At 68.1% G+C, this 16632-nt stretch carries 11 protein-coding genes and 3 rRNA genes; all 14 read right to left on the bottom strand.

Annotation, left to right across the window (positions count from 1 at the left end):
• Position 1: 1 nt before the first annotated feature.
• The gene (locus Aeryth_RS12320; RefSeq protein WP_083516429.1) at positions 2-610 is read right to left on the bottom strand and encodes an NUDIX domain-containing protein; all 609 of its coding nucleotides are present in this window, start codon (positions 608-610) and stop codon (positions 2-4) included.
• A complete protein-coding gene (locus Aeryth_RS12325) occupies positions 607-2313 on the bottom strand; it encodes a CTP synthase (RefSeq protein WP_067859129.1) in 1707 nt (568 codons plus the stop codon). Before Aeryth_RS12325 ends, Aeryth_RS12320 begins: the two co-directional genes overlap by 4 nt.
• A 146-nt stretch (positions 2314-2459) precedes the next feature.
• Positions 2460-3308 carry a copper transporter gene (locus tag Aeryth_RS12330; protein ID WP_067859132.1) on the bottom strand — a complete coding sequence of 283 codons (849 nt, stop codon included), beginning with the start codon at positions 3306-3308 and terminating at the stop codon, positions 2460-2462.
• Entirely contained in the window at positions 3309-4478 is a 1170-nt protein-coding gene (steA, locus tag Aeryth_RS12335) for a putative cytokinetic ring protein SteA (RefSeq protein ID WP_067859135.1), read from the bottom strand.
• A gap of 79 nt (positions 4479-4557) precedes the next feature.
• Complete coding sequence (recN, locus tag Aeryth_RS12340; protein ID WP_067859138.1) at positions 4558-6243, bottom strand: DNA repair protein RecN; 1686 nt, start codon at positions 6241-6243, stop codon at positions 4558-4560.
• Positions 6243-7175: an NAD kinase gene (locus Aeryth_RS12345; RefSeq protein ID WP_067859142.1), complete on the bottom strand. Its 933-nt coding sequence runs from the start codon at positions 7173-7175 to the stop codon at positions 6243-6245. Before Aeryth_RS12345 ends, recN begins: the two co-directional genes overlap by 1 nt.
• Positions 7172-8005 (bottom strand): TlyA family RNA methyltransferase, encoded by an 834-nt coding sequence (locus Aeryth_RS12350; RefSeq protein ID WP_067859144.1) that lies wholly within the window; start codon positions 8003-8005, stop codon positions 7172-7174. The genes Aeryth_RS12345 and Aeryth_RS12350 overlap by 4 nt, the downstream gene beginning before the upstream one ends.
• Positions 8002-8256 (bottom strand): hypothetical protein, encoded by a 255-nt coding sequence (locus Aeryth_RS12355; protein ID WP_067859147.1) that lies wholly within the window; start codon positions 8254-8256, stop codon positions 8002-8004. Before Aeryth_RS12355 ends, Aeryth_RS12350 begins: the two co-directional genes overlap by 4 nt.
• Before the next feature lie 4 nt (positions 8257-8260).
• A complete protein-coding gene (locus Aeryth_RS12360; protein WP_067859150.1) occupies positions 8261-9259 on the bottom strand; it encodes an HAD-IIA family hydrolase in 999 nt (332 codons plus the stop codon).
• Positions 9260-9269: 10 nt separating this feature from the next.
• Positions 9270-9620 (bottom strand): single-stranded DNA-binding protein, encoded by a 351-nt coding sequence (locus tag Aeryth_RS12365; protein WP_067859153.1) that lies wholly within the window; start codon positions 9618-9620, stop codon positions 9270-9272.
• Positions 9621-9726: 106 nt separating this feature from the next.
• Positions 9727-10764 (bottom strand): tetratricopeptide repeat protein, encoded by a 1038-nt coding sequence (locus Aeryth_RS12370; protein ID WP_144433768.1) that lies wholly within the window; start codon positions 10762-10764, stop codon positions 9727-9729.
• A gap of 66 nt (positions 10765-10830) precedes the next feature.
• Positions 10831-10947: ribosomal RNA gene (gene rrf, locus Aeryth_RS12375) — 5S ribosomal RNA — on the bottom strand.
• 75 nt (positions 10948-11022) lie between these two features.
• A 23S ribosomal RNA gene (locus Aeryth_RS12380) occupies positions 11023-14128 on the bottom strand.
• 351 nt (positions 14129-14479) lie between these two features.
• A 16S ribosomal RNA gene (locus Aeryth_RS12385) occupies positions 14480-15998 on the bottom strand.
• The 16S, 23S and 5S rRNA genes sit together here, the layout of an rRNA operon.
• Between the last annotated feature and the right edge of the window lie 634 nt (positions 15999-16632).

Here is a 16632-nt window from a genome sequence, read left to right on the forward strand (position 1 = left end):
CTCAGCCGCGGGCGCGGCGGGCCGCCTCAGCGAGCACCGCGGCGCACATCGTCGCGTCGCGGACCCGCCCGTCGAGCACGGCGTCGACGACGGACTCGAAGGGGACCCACCACTGCTCCATGTCGGCTTCCTCGGCGTGGCGCTCGGTGCGCTCGTCCTCGGGGACCGGGCGCAGACCCGTCGCGCGGAAGACCTGGCACACCTCGCTGGAGTAGCCGCCGCTCGAGACGATCGACAGCAGCGGCGCCCAGTCGGCCGCGACGACGTCGGCCTCCTCGGCCAGCTCGCGCGCGGCGGCCTCCTGCGGCTCCTCCCCCGCGACGTCGAGCGTGCCCGCGGGCAGCTCGACCAGGCGTGCTCCGACCGGGTGCCGGTACTGCACGACGAGGAGCAGCCGGTCGTCCTCGTCCAGCGCGAGCACGCCGACGGCACCCTGCGGGCGCACCACGACGCGTCGGTGCTCGTCGCCGCGCGGGTCGACGATCGCGTCGACCTCGACGTCGAGGTAGCCGCTGGTGAAGACCTGCTCGTGGGACGCGACGGGCCAGGACTCGTCCCGGTCGGCGACCTCGTCGACCAGGACGCCCGGCAGCGTGGGGTGCGGGCTCACGACGTCGGCGCGTCGGCGCCCTCGACCACGTCGGCACCGGGCACCGGCACCTCCACCGGCAGACGCGTCTCGCGCTGACGCTTGAGCGCAGCCTTGACCAGTCCGGCGAACAGCGGGTGCGGGCGCGTCGGCCGCGAGCGCAGCTCCGGGTGGGCCTGCGTGGCCACGTAGAACGGGTGCACGTCGGCGGGCAGCTCGACGAACTCCACGAGCGTCCCGTCGGGCGAGGTGCCGCTGAACACGAGCCCTGCCGCCTCGAGGCGGTCGCGGTAGCCGTTGTTCACCTCGTAGCGGTGACGGTGCCGCTCCTCGACCTTGTCGGATCCGTACACGCCGGCGACGACGCTGCCCGGGGCCAGCGCGGCCTCGTAGAGGCCGAGGCGCATGGTGCCGCCCAGGTCGCCCGCACCCTCGACGAACGCGTGCTGCTCGGCCATCGTCGCGATCACGGGGTCGCTCGCGTCGGGGTCGAACTCGGTCGAGCTCGCGCCCGGGATGCCGGCGACGTGGCGGGCGTGCTCGATGACCATGCACTGCAGGCCCAGGCAGAGGCCGAGCGTCGGGATGCCCCGCGTGCGGGCGTGCTGCAGGGCGCCGACCTTGCCCTCGATGCCCCGGATGCCGAAGCCGCCCGGCACGCAGATGCCGTCGACGTCGGCCAGGTGGCGCGCTGCCCCCGACTCGGTGGCGCACTCGTCGGAGGGCACCCACCGCAGGTGGACCTTGGTGTCGTTCGCGAAGCCGCCGGCGCGCAGGGCCTCGGCCACGGAGAGGTAGGCGTCGGGCAGGTCGACGTACTTGCCGACGAGCGCGATGGTGACCTCGTCGGCCGGCTGGTGCACGCGCCGCAGCAGGGCGTCCCACTCGGTCCAGTCGACGTCGCGGAACGGCAGGTCGAGGCGGCGCACGACGTAGGCGTCGAGGCCCTCGCGGTGCACGACCTTCGGGATGTCGTAGATCGACGCGGCGTCGCTGGCGGTGACGACGGCCTCGGTGTCGACGTCGCACATCAACGAGATCTTGCGCTTGACCGACTCGGGGATCTCGCGGTCGGAGCGGCAGACGATCGCGTCGGGCTGGATGCCGATCGAGCGCAGCGCGGCGACCGAGTGCTGCGTGGGCTTCGTCTTCAGCTCACCGGACGGGCCGATGTAGGGCACGAGCGAGACGTGCAGGAAGAACACGTGCCCCCGGCCGATCTCGTGGCGCACCTGGCGCGCCGACTCCAGGAACGGCTGGCTCTCGATGTCGCCGACCGTGCCGCCGATCTCGTGGATGACGACGTCGACGTCGGGCCCGCCCATCGAGAGCATCCGGTCCTTGATCTCGTTGGTGATGTGCGGGATCACCTGGACGGTGTCGCCCAGGTAGTCGCCGCGACGCTCGCGCGCGATCACGTCGGAGTACACCTGGCCGGTGGTCACGTTGGCGCGCCCCACGAGGTCCTCGTCGAGGAAGCGCTCGTAGTGGCCGATGTCGAGGTCGGTCTCGGCGCCGTCGTCGGTGACGAAGACCTCGCCGTGCTGGAACGGGTTCATGGTGCCGGGGTCGACGTTGAGGTACGGGTCGAGCTTCTGCATCGTGACCCGCAGTCCCCGGGACTTCAGCAGCCGGCCGAGCGAGGAGGCGGTGAGCCCCTTGCCGAGGGAGGAGGCGACGCCTCCGGTGACGAAGACGTGCTTGGTGACGGCGCTGCCCTGCAAGGTGACTCCCGTGGTCGTGGGCCTGGATGCGGCTCAGCGGGACCGACGGCAGGTGCCGTGGTCGTCACTGCTCCACGGGATTCCAGTGTAGCCCCTCGCCGCGGCGGCCATGACCAGCCGGGGCGGCGCGGCGACCAGGCGCCGGACTAGCGCGGGACGGAGCCGTCCTCGCTGCGGGAGGTGCCCCACGCACCCGTCTCGCCGGCCGCCACGCGGGCGAGGGCGAGGGCCGTGACGGCCCGGCCGGCGGCGGAGTCGGTGACGTCGACGGTCGAGACCTGGGAGGCCTCGCGGCGGACGACGTCGACCGCGCCGCCGTCGAGGCTGGACGCCGACGGACCGGCGAGCAGCGTGCCGTCGCTCGTGCCGGCGAGCGCGCGCAGCAGACCGGTGACGACCTCGGCGGAGTCGCCGAGCCGCGACGGGCCCGCGACCACGACGGCCTGACCGGCGAACCGTTCGGGTGCGGCGCTGGCCGAGGTCAGTCCGCCCTCCTCGAAGGCCGACGCGGTCGTGCGTGCGGTCTGGTCGAGCTCGCGGCCGGCACGGCCGAGCAGCGACCGTCCCAGCGCCGCGCCGACGCGCGCGTAGCCCTCGCCGGAGGAGTCGGGTGCCGCCTCCTCGGTGACGCTCTCGGCGAACTGACGGTTGGCGGGGTCGACGAGCTTGCTGGTGAGCGCGACCGTGCCAGTGATCGCCGCACCCGCCCTCTCCAGGTTGCGACGGACGCCTGCGACCTGCTCGGCGTCGGCACCCGGCAGGGTCAGCAGCACGACGGACCGGTCGTCGAGGGTGCCTTCGATGAGGCCGGTCGACGTGCGCGCCGCGTACCCGTTCTCGAACGACACGAGCGCGGAGTCGCCACCGGACGACGAGCCCTGCTCGCGGTCGGGGGCGAAACGGCCGTCGAGCGCGCCGGCGCCGAGCGCGACGCCCGCGGCCAGGGCCAGCAGGACGGCGGCGATCGAGACGAGGTGGTACCGGAAGGTGATCATCTACAGCAGTCCTTCGAGCCAGGTGCGGAGGTCGGCCAGGCGCTCGCCGAGCACGGCGTACCAGTCGGCGCCCGTGGGGGTCGTGCCCACGGCGGCGACGACGGCCAGGACGCCCGCGAGCAGGATGAGCAGCACGGGCCACGCAGGCATCGTGCGGCGGGTGAAGTGGGCCACGGCGTGCGCGTCGACGAGCGTCGCCGACGTCCGCAGCCGCGTGACGAAGGAGCTCGCGACGTCGGCCGTGCCTCGTTCGAGGAACTCGACGAGACCGCGCGGCGCCCCGACCTCGACGACGACCGGCGCGTCGTTCGCGTCGGCCAGCAGGATCGCGAGGTCGGCTGCCGAGCCCGTCGCCTGGAACACGGTCACGTCGACGTGCGCGCGCTCGAAGCGCTCCGCGCCGTCGGTGCGTCCCGACGGGCTCACGACGACCACGTCGGCGCCGCTGCGCAGGGCACGGTCGGAGAGGTCCTGGAGATGGCCGATCACGACGTCGGGCTTGATGCGGGTCTCGAGCAGGGCGTCGGCGCCGGCGGCCACACCGACGACGACCGCGCCGGAGTCGCGGATCCAGCGACGGATCGCCTTGAGGTCGTGCTCCCACTGGTAGGCGCGCGAGACGACGACCACGGGCCGACCCCGCAGCTTGGCGTCGAGGCGCGGGACCCGTGCGCCCTCCAGCAGCAGGGCGCGCTCGCGCTCGAGGTGGTCCGACGCGTTCGCCGTGAGCGAGCCCAGCTTCGTCGCGAGCTCTCGCTCCGCGGCGCCGAGCCGCTCGGAGCGGGTCGCGTCGTCGACCATCTGGCCCTGCGCGACGAGCACCTCGTTCTTGAAGATCTTGCCGTCGGCGATGCGCACGGTGTCGCCGCTGCGCAGCCGGGTCCAGATGCCCGCACCGACGTGGTCGACGAGCGCGATGCCGGCGTCGGCCAGCACCTGCGGACCGGAGTTGGGGTAGCGACCGGTCGAGGACTCCGCCGCGTTCAGCACCGCGCGGACCTTGCGCTGCACCAGGGCGTCGGCCTGGGCGCGGTCGAGGTCGGGCAGGTCGACGACGGCGATGTCGCCCGCGCGGAGCGACTTGGCGGCACCGTCACCGGCGCGGGCGAAGCGCACGACCCCGACGATGTCGTCGGTCGTGTCGTCGGTGGATCGGGTGCGTCGAGACATCGTCGTCCATCGTGGCACGCGCACCCCGGCCCTCCTGGCAGGTCGGGTCGGCGCGTCCCGGCGCGTCGGCCGGGCCGGCTCAGAGACGTCCGGCCAGCTCCAGCAGCTCGCGCGCGTGCGCCTGCGCGGCCTCGGACTCGTCCTGGCCGGCGAGCATGCGCGCCAGCTCGTCGACGCGCGCCTGGCCGTCGAGCCGCACGACGCTGCTGCTCGTGACGTTGCCGTCGTCGTCCTTCATGACGTGGAAGTGGTGGTGCGCGAAGGCTGCGACCTGGGGCAGGTGCGTCACCGCCAGCACCTGCGGGCCCTCGGCCAGCCGGGCGAGCCGGCGGCCCACCTCGACCGCAGCGCGTCCGCCGATGCCCGCGTCGACCTCGTCGAACACGAGCGTCGGCACGGTGCCCTGGTCGGCCAGGACCACCTCGAGCGCCAGCATGAGGCGCGACAGCTCACCGCCGCTCGCCCCCTTCGCCAGCGGGCGTGGCGCGGAGCCGTTGTTCGCGGCGAACAGCAGCTCGACGTCGTCGATGCCGTGGGCCGCGGGAACGGCGTCCTCGGGCACGCTGACGGCGACCTCGAGCCGCGCCGACGGCATGGCCAGCTGGGTGAGCTCCTCCCCCACCAGGTCCGCGAGCCGGGCACCGGCCTCCCGGCGCACCTCGCTCATGCGGTGCGCAAGGTCCAGCACCTGGGGCTCGAGTGCCTCGACCTCCGCCTCGAGGTCGGCGATGGCCTGGTCGTCGTGGTCGAGCTCCCCAGCCTCGGCGGCGGCCTTCTCCTGCCAGGCCAGCACGTCGGCGAGGGAGGGGCCGTACTTGCGCTGGAGGGCCGCGAGGGCCGCACGACGTTCCTGCACCGCGGCCAGCCGGGCGGGGTCGACCTCGACGCCGTGCGCGTAGGCGCTCAGGTCGGCGGCGACCTCGTCGAGCAGGATGCCGACCTCGCGCAGCCGCTGCGCCATGTCGTCGAGCTCGGGGTCGTGCCCGGCGACGTCCTGCAGGGCCGCCGAGCCGGAGGCGACGACGTCGCGCGCGGCGGCGCCATGGTCGCCGGCGAGACCCTCGTGCGCCGTCAACGCGGCCTGCACCAGCGCCTCGGCGTGGGCGAGCCGTCCCTCCTCGGTGACGAGCTCCTCGTCCTCGCCCTCCCGCGGCTCCACGTCGGCGATCTCCGCGAGTCCGTGCTGGAGGAGGTCGAGCTGGCGGGCCCGTTCCTGCCCGTGCTGGCGCAGCTCCCCCAGGCGCGCCCGCGCGGAGCGCAGTCGTGCGTACCGCGGGGCGTACTCCTCGGAGAGCGCGGCGAGCGCGTCCCCCGCGAAGGCGTCGAGCGCCGAGCGCTGGGCAGACCCGCGCAGGAGCCGGTGCTGGTCGGACTGTCCGTGCACCGCCACGAGGGCGTCGGTCACGTCGGAGAGCACCGCGGCCGGCACGGTCGCGCCGCCCGCGACAGCACGCGAGCGGCCCTGCGCCGACAGCACCCGGCCCAGCACGACGACGTCGTCGTCGACCGTGCCGCCGGCGTCCTCGACCGCGCGCACGACCGGAGACCCACCCGGCACCTCGACGCTCGCCTCGACCCGTGCTTGACGCTCGCCGTGCCGCACCAGGCCCGCGTCGGCACGCCCGCCACGCAGCAGACCGAGTGCTGTCACGACCATCGTCTTGCCCGCACCGGTCTCACCGGTGATGACGGTGAAGCCCGCGTCGAGCTCGAGCTCGGCGGACTCGATGACGCCCAGCGAGCTGAGTCGCAGGTGCTGCCACATCAGACGTCCTCGACCCGTCGCCCGAGGCGACGCTGCTCCGCCGCGCCGCGCCAGCCGGCGACGGGCAGGTCGAACTTGCGGACGAGGCGGTCGGCGAAGGGCGCCTCGTGCAGCCGCGCGAGCCTGGCCGGCGTGTCCGAGCGTCGGACCTCCACCCGGGCACCCTGCGGGAGGTCGGCTGCGCGACGCCCGTCGCACCAGAGCACGCCCGCCGTCATCTCCCCCATGACCTCGACCGCGAGCGTCGAGTTCGGCGAGACGACCAGCGGCCGCGCGAAGAGGGCGTGCGCGCTGATCGGGACCAGCAGGAGGGCCTCGACCTCCGGCCACACGATCGGCCCGCCGGCGCTGAAGTTGTAGGCGGTCGAGCCGGTGGGCGTGGCGCACACGACGCCGTCGCACCCCCAACGCGACACCGGTCGGTCGTCGATCTCGACGACCAGCTCGAGCATGCGCTCGCGCGAGGCCTTCTCGACCGTGGCCTCGTTGAGCGCCCAGTTCGTCGCGACGACCTCGTCCCCGACGCTGACCGTCACTTCGATCGTCAGCCGCTCCTCGACCCGGTAGGTGCGGTCCACGACGCCCTGCACGACGGCCTGCAGGTCGTCGACGTCGGCCTCGGCCAGGAACCCGACGTGCCCCAGGTTCACGCCCAGCACCGGCGTCTGGGTGCCGCGGCAGATCTCGGTGGCGCGCAGGATGGTGCCGTCGCCGCCGAGCACCACCGCGAGCTCGCAGCCGTGTGCCGCGCCCTCCTGGGCGGGGATCACGCCGACCTCGCCGATCCCGGCCGCCACGAGGTCGTCGCGGTCGGACTCGAGCACGCAGACGCCGATGTCGGCACTGCGCAGATCGGTGGCCAGGCGCGCCGCGAGCGACGTCGCCTCCGCGCGCGCGGTGTGCACGATGAGCAGGACGCGGCGCTCGCTCATGCGTCGTCCCCGTCCGCCGTCGCGAGCGGTCCACGGGCGACGACGTCGGCGACGGCCGACCGGTCGGGCACCGAGGGCTCGGGGTCGCGCCGCAGCCAGCAGAAGTACTCGACGTTCCCCGCAGGTCCGGGCAGCGGGCTGGCCGCCAGCCCATGGGTGCCCCACCCCTGCTCGAGCCCGCTCTCGCAGACGCGCAGCACGGCGTCGGCGTGCAGGTCGGGGTCGCGCACGACCCCGTTCTTGCCGAGGTTGCCGCGGCCCACCTCGAACTGGGGCTTGATCATCAGCACGATGTCGCCCTCCTCCTGGCAGACGGCGGTCAACGCGGGCATCACCACGGTAAGGGAGATGAACGACAGATCGGAGACGACCGCGTCGACGGCGCCGCCGACGTCCTCGCGGGTCAGGCTGCGCACGTTCGTGCGGTCGTGCACCTGGACGCGCGGGTCGTCGCGCAGCCGCCAGACGAGCTGGCCGTAGCCGACGTCGACCGCCACGACCTCGCGCACGTCGCGGCGCAGCAGCACGTCGGTGAACCCGCCGGTGGAGGCACCGGCGTCGAGGACGCGCCGACCCTGCAGCTGCAGTCCCTGCGGCTCGAAGACCTCGAGGGCCCCGAGCAGCTTGTGCGCGCCGCGGGAGGCCCATCCGGGGTCGTCGTCCTCCCGGACGACGACGGCCTGGTCGGTTCCTACCTGCGTGGCCGCCTTCGCCGCCCGCTGGCCGCCGACCAGCACCTTGCCGTCCGCGATGAGCTGACCGGCGTGGTCGCGGGAGCGCGCGAGCCCGCGGCGCACGAGCTCCGCGTCGAGCCGGACCCGCCGGCTCACGCGGAGCGGCCCGGCCGACTCGCCCCCGTGAGCACCTCGCGCAGGGTGCGGTGCACCGCGTCGAGCACCTCGGGGCGACGGGCCAGCTCGACCTCCTCGAGCCGCTCCAGCTGCTCGACCAGGACCAGCAGCTCGGGATGGTCGGCACAGGCCTCCTGCGCTTGCACGACGAGCGCTGCCACCGGGTCGACGCCGTCGTCCGCGGGCGACGGCGCGGACGCCTGGCTCGCGGGGTCGTGGTGCTCGGTCACCGTGTCATCCTCCCAGACGCACGTCCGGCGCGTCGTGCCCGGCGTCCACGGCGGACCAGGCCAGGCCGAGGACGGCGCGCACCGAGGTGGTGGCGGCGGGGTCGCCGCCCGTCAGCACGACCGTGCCGTCCCTGCGCTCTGCGGTGGAGTCGCCGCACCGGGAGGTGTCCCCGTCGACGACCACGGCGAGGTGGTGGTCGACCAGGCCGCGCAGGTCGTGGGAGACGTAGCCCGGGCGGCGCTCGGGCGCGAGCGCCGCCAGCTCCGCGAGGTCGCTCACGCCGGTGAGGACGGCGAGCGCCGGGATGCCCGCCCGCGTGGCGCCGTCGATGTCGGTGTCCACGCGGTCGCCGACCATGAGGGGGCGCTGAGCAGCGGTCCGGCGCAGCGTCTCGTCGAAGAGGGGACGTTCGGGCTTGCCGGCGACGAGGGGCTCCCGTCCGGTGGCGGCCACGACGGCGCGCACGAGGGTGCCGTTGCCGGGCGCCGTGCCCCGTGGTGTCGGGATGCTGAGGTCCAGGTTGCTGGCGTAGTACGGGAGACCGGCGGCGACCGCGTACGCCGCCTCCGCGAGGTGTCGCCACCCGATGTCTCGGTGGAACCCCTGCACCACGGCCGCAGGGTCGTCCTCCGCGGAGTCGACGCAGACGAGTCCGGCCGCCTCGAGCGGCTCGCGCAGCCCGGGTCCACCGACGACCAGCACCCGCGAGCCCGACGGCAGGTCGGCGGCGATCATGCGGGCCACGGCCTGCGCCGAGGTCACGACCTCACCGTCGTCGTGCACGGGCATCCCGAGGTCGCGCAGGTGCTGGGCCACCTCACCGGCCGGCCGCGCGGCGTTGTTGGTCAGGTAGGCGATGCGTGCGCCGTGGCTCACGCAACGCTCCAGCGCGTCGGACGCACCCGGGACGGCGTCGGCCCCCACGTAGACGACGCCGTCGAGGTCGAGCATGACGAGGTCGTGAGCCTCGCAGAGCGGCACGTCGCTGGTCAGCAGAGGCATGCCTCCGAGACTACTGAGCGGCGGCCACCGCACTGCACGAGGCCAGCTCGACGGCGTACCAGCTCTGGCCACCGCCGGCCGCACGGCTGAAGCGGCGTCGCAGGCACCCGGTCACCGCGACGGTCGCGCCATCCTCCAGTCGCGTGACGGTCCGTCTGAGGCGCGCCGTCCACGCGACGCACTCGATCGTGTCGACGGTCTGCCGCGACCGAGCGCGCGCCCCTGCCCGAGGCGGGTCGCGGCGGACCACCAGGCGGAACGTGACGATCTCGTCGCCGCTCGGCAGGGTCCGCTGCTCGGGTGTGCCGGACACCCGGCCGATCAGGGAGACGAGGTTCTGGTGCGATGGCTGCTGCGTCATCCCCCCAGCGTGGCCGCTCGTCGACTCGACGACGACGGCGTCCTGACGGCCTGTGGACTGCGTCAGCGCTGCGTCGGCACGCCTGTGGACGACCCGTCCAGGCCACTCACTTTCCGTCCTCCTGCGCCGCCAGTTCGTGTTCGAGTTGGGTGATGCGTTGGGGTGCGTCGGTGGTGTGGTGGGGGTCGGTGGCGATGACGCGGTGGAACCATTGGAGGGCTTCGTGGGTGTTGCCGGTGGTGTGGAGGGTGTCGGCGTAGGTGTATTTGAGGCGGGTGGCCCAGGGGGCGCGGGTGGTGGTGTGGAGGGGTTCGGTTTGGAGGAGTTGGAGGGCGGCTTGGTGTTGGCCGAGGTCTCGGCGGGCGCCGGCGATGACGATGGTGAGTTCGATGTTGCCGGTTTGGTCGAGGTGGTTGCGGGTGGTGGGGGTGTCGTAGGTGAGGGCTTGGGTGGGTCGGCCGAGGGCGCGTTCGCAGTCGGCCATGATGGGGGCGTAGAGGTGTTGGCCGTTGATGCGGCGGGCGGCGCGGAGTTCGGCGAGGGCTTGGGCGTAGTGGCCGGCTGCGTAGGCGGTTTCGCCGCAGGCTTCGCGGATGAGGGCGTTGCGGGGTGCGCGGGCGCGGGCTGCGAGGGCGTGGGCGTAGGCGGTTTCGGGGTCTTCGTCGAGGAGGAGGCCGGCCATGATGAGGTGGCGGGCGACGCGGTCGGCGAGTTTGGCGGGGAGGTTGGAGAGCTGGTCGCGGGCGTAGCGGTCCAGGTCGGTGGCGGCGATGTCGTCGGGGATGGGGGGTCCGTCGTAGGTCTGTTGGTCGACGGTGCGTTCCTCGCGGTCGCGGTTGCGGGCCGGGCCGCCACGACGGTCGCCGGGCTTGCCGCCACGACGCTCCCCGGGCTTGCCGCCACGACGCTCCCCGGGCTTGCCGCCACGGGTGTCTGCGGGCTTGCCGCCGCCGCGGGTGTCTGCGGGCTTGCCGCCACGCCGGTCGGCGGGCTTGCCGCCGCCGCGGGTCTCGGCGGGCTTGCCTCCGCGGGTGTCGGCGGGCTTGCTGCCGCCCCGGTCGCTCGGCTTGCCGGGCCTGCTGCTGCCGCGGGTCTCGGCGGGTCTGCGGGGGCGGTTCGGGCCGCGTCCAGAGGACTGGTTCATTCCTTGTACTCCTGGTGAAATGCAGCAAGGCCGCCCCCAGTGGGGGCGGCCTTGTGCGTAATGATTGTCCGGCGGCGTCCTACTCTCCCACGCAGTCTCCCGCGCAGTACCATCGGCGCTGAAGGGCTTGACTTCCGGGTTCGGAATGTAACCGGGTATTTCCCCTTCGCCATGGCCGCCGAAACTCTATGGAGATATCAATCGTTCCCGACTCATATCTCGGGAACCTCACAGTGGACGCGCATGCTCTTGTTGTAGTGAAACAAGCCCTCGGCCTATTAGTACCGGTCAGCTCCATGCATTGCTGCACTTCCACTTCCGGCCTATCAACCCAGTGGTCTGCTGGGGGCCTTACCTGGTAAACCAGTGGGAAACCTCATCTTGAAACGTGCTTCCCGCTTAGATGCTTTCAGCGGTTATCACTTCCGAACGTAGCCAACCAGCCGTGCTCTTGGCAGAACAACTGGCACACCAGAGGTTCGTCCATCCCGGTCCTCTCGTACTAGGGACAGCCTTTCTCAAGTTTCCTACGCGCGCGGCGGATAGGGACCGAACTGTCTCACGACGTTCTAAACCCAGCTCGCGTGCCGCTTTAATGGGCGAACAGCCCAACCCTTGGGACCTGCTACGGCCCCAGGATGCGACGAGCCGACATCGAGGTGCCAAACCATCCCGTCGATATGGACTCTTGGGGAAGATCAGCCTGTTATCCCCGGGGTACCTTTTATCCGTTGAGCGACGCCGCTTCCACATGCCAGCGCCGGATCACTAGTCCCGACTTTCGTCCCTGCTCGAGCTGTCACTCTCACAGTCAAGCTCCCTTGTGCACTTACACTCGAAACCTGATTGCCAACCAGGCTGAGGGAACCTTTGGGCGCCTCCGTTACATTTTAGGAGGCAACCGCCCCAGTTAAACTACCCATCAGGCACTGTCCCTGATCCGGATAACGGACCTAGGTTAGATATCTAGTACGACCAGAGTGGTATTTCAACGATGACTCCACTCGAACTGGCGTCCGAGCTTCACAGTCTCCCACCTATCCTACACAAGTCGAACCAAACACCAATACCAAACTATAGTAAAGGTCCCGGGGTCTTTCCGTCCTGCCGCGCGTAACGAGCATCTTTACTCGTAGTGCAATTTCGCCGAGTTCATGGTTGAGACAGCGCCCAAGTCGTTACTCCATTCGTGCAGGTCGGAACTTACCCGACAAGGAATTTCGCTACCTTAGGATGGTTATAGTTACCACCGCCGTTTACTGGGGCTTAAGTTCTGTGCTTCGCTTGCGCTAACACGTCCCCTTAACCTTCCAGCACCGGGCAGGAGTCAGTCCGTATACGGCGTCTTTCGACTTAGCACGGACCTGTGTTTTTAGTAAACAGTCGCTTGGGCCTGGTCTCTGCGGCCTTCAACGCTTCGTGGAGCAAGTCCACTGACGAATCCGGCCCCCCTTCTCCCGAAGTTACGGGGGCATTTTGCCGAGTTCCTTAACCATGATTCACTCGATCACCTTAGTATTCTCTACCTGACCACCTGAGTCGGTTTGGGGTACGGGCGGCTCTGAAACATCGCTAGATGCTTTTCTCGGCAGCATAGGATCACTCACTTCGACTAAAACGTCTCCCCATCAGCTCTCAGGCACATGAACGGCGGATTTGCCTACCGTTCGCCCTACGACCTTGGCCGCGGTCTACCATCGCCGCGGTTGAGCTACCTTCCTGCGTCACACCATTGCTTGCCTAGTACCAGTTCGGGTCATGCGCTCTGCCGGTTAATGCTCCCGAAGGAGCTGGAAACCGGTTTCGGGCACTTAGCATCACTGGATTCAGCAGGGTCGCTTCAGTGCCGGTACGGGAATATCAGCCCGTTGTCCATCGACTACGCCTGTCGGCCTCGCCTTAGGTCCCGACTTACCCAGGGAAGATTAGCTTGACCCTGGAACCCTTGGTCATCCGGTGGAGGAGTTTCTCACTCCTCATTCGCTACTCATGCCTGCATTCTCACTCGTGTCGCGTCCACGACTGGGTTACCCCGCCGCTTCACTCGCGACACGACGCTCCCCTACCCATCCACGCACCTGGACCACGAAGGCCTGGTTCATGCGCGAATGCCATAGCTTCGGTGGATTGCTTGAGCCCCGCTACATTGTCGGCGCGAAATCACTTGACCAGTGAGCTATTACGCACTCTTTCAAGGGTGGCTGCTTCTAAGCCAACCTCCTGGTTGTCTCTGCGACTTCACATCCTTTTCCACTTAGCAATCTCTTGGGGACCTTAGCTGATGGTCTGGGCTGTTTCCCTCTCGACTACGGAGCTTATCCCCCGCAGTCTCACTGCTGCGCTCTCACTTATCGGCATTCGGAGTTTGGCTGAGTTCAGTAAGCTTGTAGGCCCCCTAGCCCATCCAGTGCTCTACCTCCGACAAGAAACACGCAACGCTGCACCTAAATGCATTTCGGGGAGAACCAGCTATCACGGAGTTTGATTGGCCTTTCACCCCTATCCACAGGTCATCCCCCCAGTTTTTAACCTAGGTGGGTTCGGTCCTCCACGCGGTCTTACCCGCGCTTCAACCTGCCCATGGATAGATCACTCCGCTTCGGGTCTAGATGGTGCAACTCAAACGCCCTGTTCGGACTCGCTTTCGCTACGGCTACGGCCCTCGCCTTAACCTCGCTACACCACGCTAACTCGCAGGCTCATTCTTCAAAAGGCACGCTGTCACCCTTCACAAGGAAGAGCTCCAACGGATTGTATGCACATGGTTTCAGGTACTCTTTCACTCCCCTCCCGGGGTACTTTTCACCTTTCCCTCACGGTACTAGTCCGCTATCGGTCATCGAGGAGTATTTAGGCTTAACGGGTGGTCCCGCCAGATTCACACCGAATTTCAGGGGTTCGGTGTTACTCGGGGTAACGAACAAGAGCCATGAGCTTACGACTACGGGGGTATCACCCTCTATGCCACGACTTTCCAGTCGGTCTCGTCTTCACTCATGGTTTATGACTCTTCGCTGATACGGCAGTCTCAGCAGTTCGGCCCCACGACCCCCCAGTGACAACGCCTGCCGGCTATCACATCACTAGGGTTTAGCCTCTTCCGGTTTCGCTCGCCACTACTTCCGGAATCACGGTTGTTTTCTCTTCCTGCGGGTACTGAGATGTTTCACTTCCCCGCGTTCCCTCCACACGCCCTATGTGTTCAGGCGCAGGTACCTGGACTTTCCTCCAGGTGGGTTTCCCCATTCGGACATCCCCGGATCACAGGTCGGTTGTCACCTCCCCGGGGCTTTTCGCAGACTCCAACGTCCTTCATCGGCTCTCGATGCCAAGGCATCCACCATGTGCACTTAGTAGCTTGTTACATACATTGCTACAAGATGCTCGCGTCCACTGTGAAGTTCTCAAGATACGTCCGGTCCCGCACTCCGATCCGACGCCTACCCACCAACACGCGGGCGGTTCACCGGGAAGAACGGTCCAAGAAGACCCAACCAACGGCTGATCCTTCAGGACCCAACAGTGTGCTAAGCGCGACCGCCACCAGATACTCGAGGTTCCTGCCCCCACCCGAAGGAAGAGGTGTACTGACAAGCACCAGTCAACGACCGGCCAACTAATCGACGTCCACTAGTGAGCTGCACTGCGCAGGACATTCGCCCACGACCAGCACATATGGACCCACCGACACTGCGGCGAGCCAAAAGCTCCTTAGAAAGGAGGTGATCCAGCCGCACCTTCCGGTACGGCTACCTTGTTACGACTTCGTCCCAATCGCCAGCCCCACCTTCGACGGCTCCCTCCACAAGGGTTGGGCCACCGGCTTCGGGTGTTGCCGACTTTCATGACGTGACGGGCGGTGTGTACAAGGCCCGGGAACGTATTCACCGCAGCGTTGCTGATCTGCGATTACTAGCGACTCCGACTTCATGGGGTCGAGTTGCAGACCCCAATCCGAACTGAGACCGGCTTTTTGGGATTCGCTCCACCTTACGGTTTCGCAGCCCTTTGTACCGGCCATTGTAGCATGCTTGAAGCCCTGGACATAAGGGGCATGAAGACTTGACGTCATCCCCACCTTCCTCCGAGTTGACCCCGGCAGTCTCCTATGAGTCCCCACCATCACGTGCTGGCAACATAGGACGAGGGTTGCGCTCGTTGCGGGACTTAACCCAACATCTCACGACACGAGCTGACGACAGCCATGCACCACCTGTATACCGACCACAAGGGGGGCCACATCTCTGCAGCTTTCCGGCATATGTCAAACCCAGGTAAGGTTCTTCGCGTTGCATCGAATTAATCAGCATGCTCCGCCGCTTGTGCGGGCCCCCGTCAATTCCTTTGAGTTTTAGCCTTGCGGCCGTACTCCCCAGGCGGGGCGCTTAATGCGTTAGCTGCGGCACGGAAACCGTGGAAGGTCCCCACACCTAGCGCCCAACGTTTACGGCATGGACTACCAGGGTATCTAATCCTGTTCGCTCCCCATGCTTTCGCTCCTCAGCGTCAGGTAATGCCCAGAGAACCGCCTTCGCCACCGGTGTTCCTCCTGATATCTGCGCATTCCACCGCTACACCAGGAATTCCGTTCTCCCCTGCATACCTCTAGTCTGCCCGTATCGGAAGCACGCTCAGGGTTGAGCCCTGAGTTTTCACTCCCGACGCGACAAACCGCCTACGAGCCCTTTACGCCCAATAATTCCGGACAACGCTCGGACCCTACGTATTACCGCGGCTGCTGGCACGTAGTTGGCCGGTCCTTCTTCTGCAGGTACCGTCACTCTCGCTTCGTCCCTGCTGAAAGAGGTTTACAACCCGAAGGCCGTCATCCCTCACGCGGCGTTGCTGGATCAGGCTTTCGCCCATTGTCCAATATTCCCCACTGCTGCCTCCCGTAGGAGTCTGGGCCGTGTCTCAGTCCCAGTGTGGCCGGTCACCCTCTCAGGCCGGCTACCCGTCGTCGCCTTGGTGGGCCATTACCCACACCAACAAGCTGATAGGCCGCGAGCCCATCCTTCTCCGCCAGAGCTTTCCACCCCCCACCATGCGACAGGGGGTCATATTCGGCATTAGACGTCGTTTCCAACGCTTATTCCAAAGAGAAGGGCAGGTTGCTCACGTGTTACTCACCCGTTCGCCGCTCGTGTACCCCCGAAAGGGCCTTACCGCTCGACTTGCATGTGTTAAGCACGCCGCCAGCGTTCGTCCTGAGCCAGGATCAAACTCTCCGTTGAAAACCCCACAAGGGGCCAACATCAAAATGACCCGGCAAACTGACTGCTGACAGTCAAAATTGTCGGAATTGCCACCGCGACACACACAACACCCCAAAAAGAGGCACCATACCTGCCGACGGGGGTAAAACTGATTACTTCTCGTCGACTTTTAGCACACTGTTGAGTTCTCAAACATCAGACGCACACCCACCAGACAGACCCACATCAGGGCCCACCCACCAGGGGCTGGTCAAACCTACCTGACTGGTTCGGGCGAGACAAGCTCGCGGTCTTCCAGTCCTCGCTCGCCGTTGTCAGCGATCAGTCTCCAGACGAACCTGGCATTGATCGTTTCGGTTCAAGCGGGTCACACCCACCGGACACCCGGCCTTCTGGCCTTGCGCCCCGTCGTGCGGTGCAACAAGAAGAACATTACACACCCCCTCCTGGGGTCGTCAAACCACCCCCCTCCTTGCGGGTCCCGCTCGGTCGTGGAGGTCCCGAAAACCCTGGAACGACGGCATCGAGCTGCGAGCGGGTGCACGCACCACGCCACGCAGGAGCTGCACGGGCCCCGTCTCGGTCGCGCGCGGCGCGTGACGTCGCGAGAGCCGAGCGTCGCTGACGCGCACGTAGCCGCATGACCCCGCTC

Source organism: Aeromicrobium erythreum (genome assembly GCF_001509405.1).
Lineage (GTDB): Bacteria > Actinomycetota > Actinomycetes > Propionibacteriales > Nocardioidaceae > Aeromicrobium > Aeromicrobium erythreum.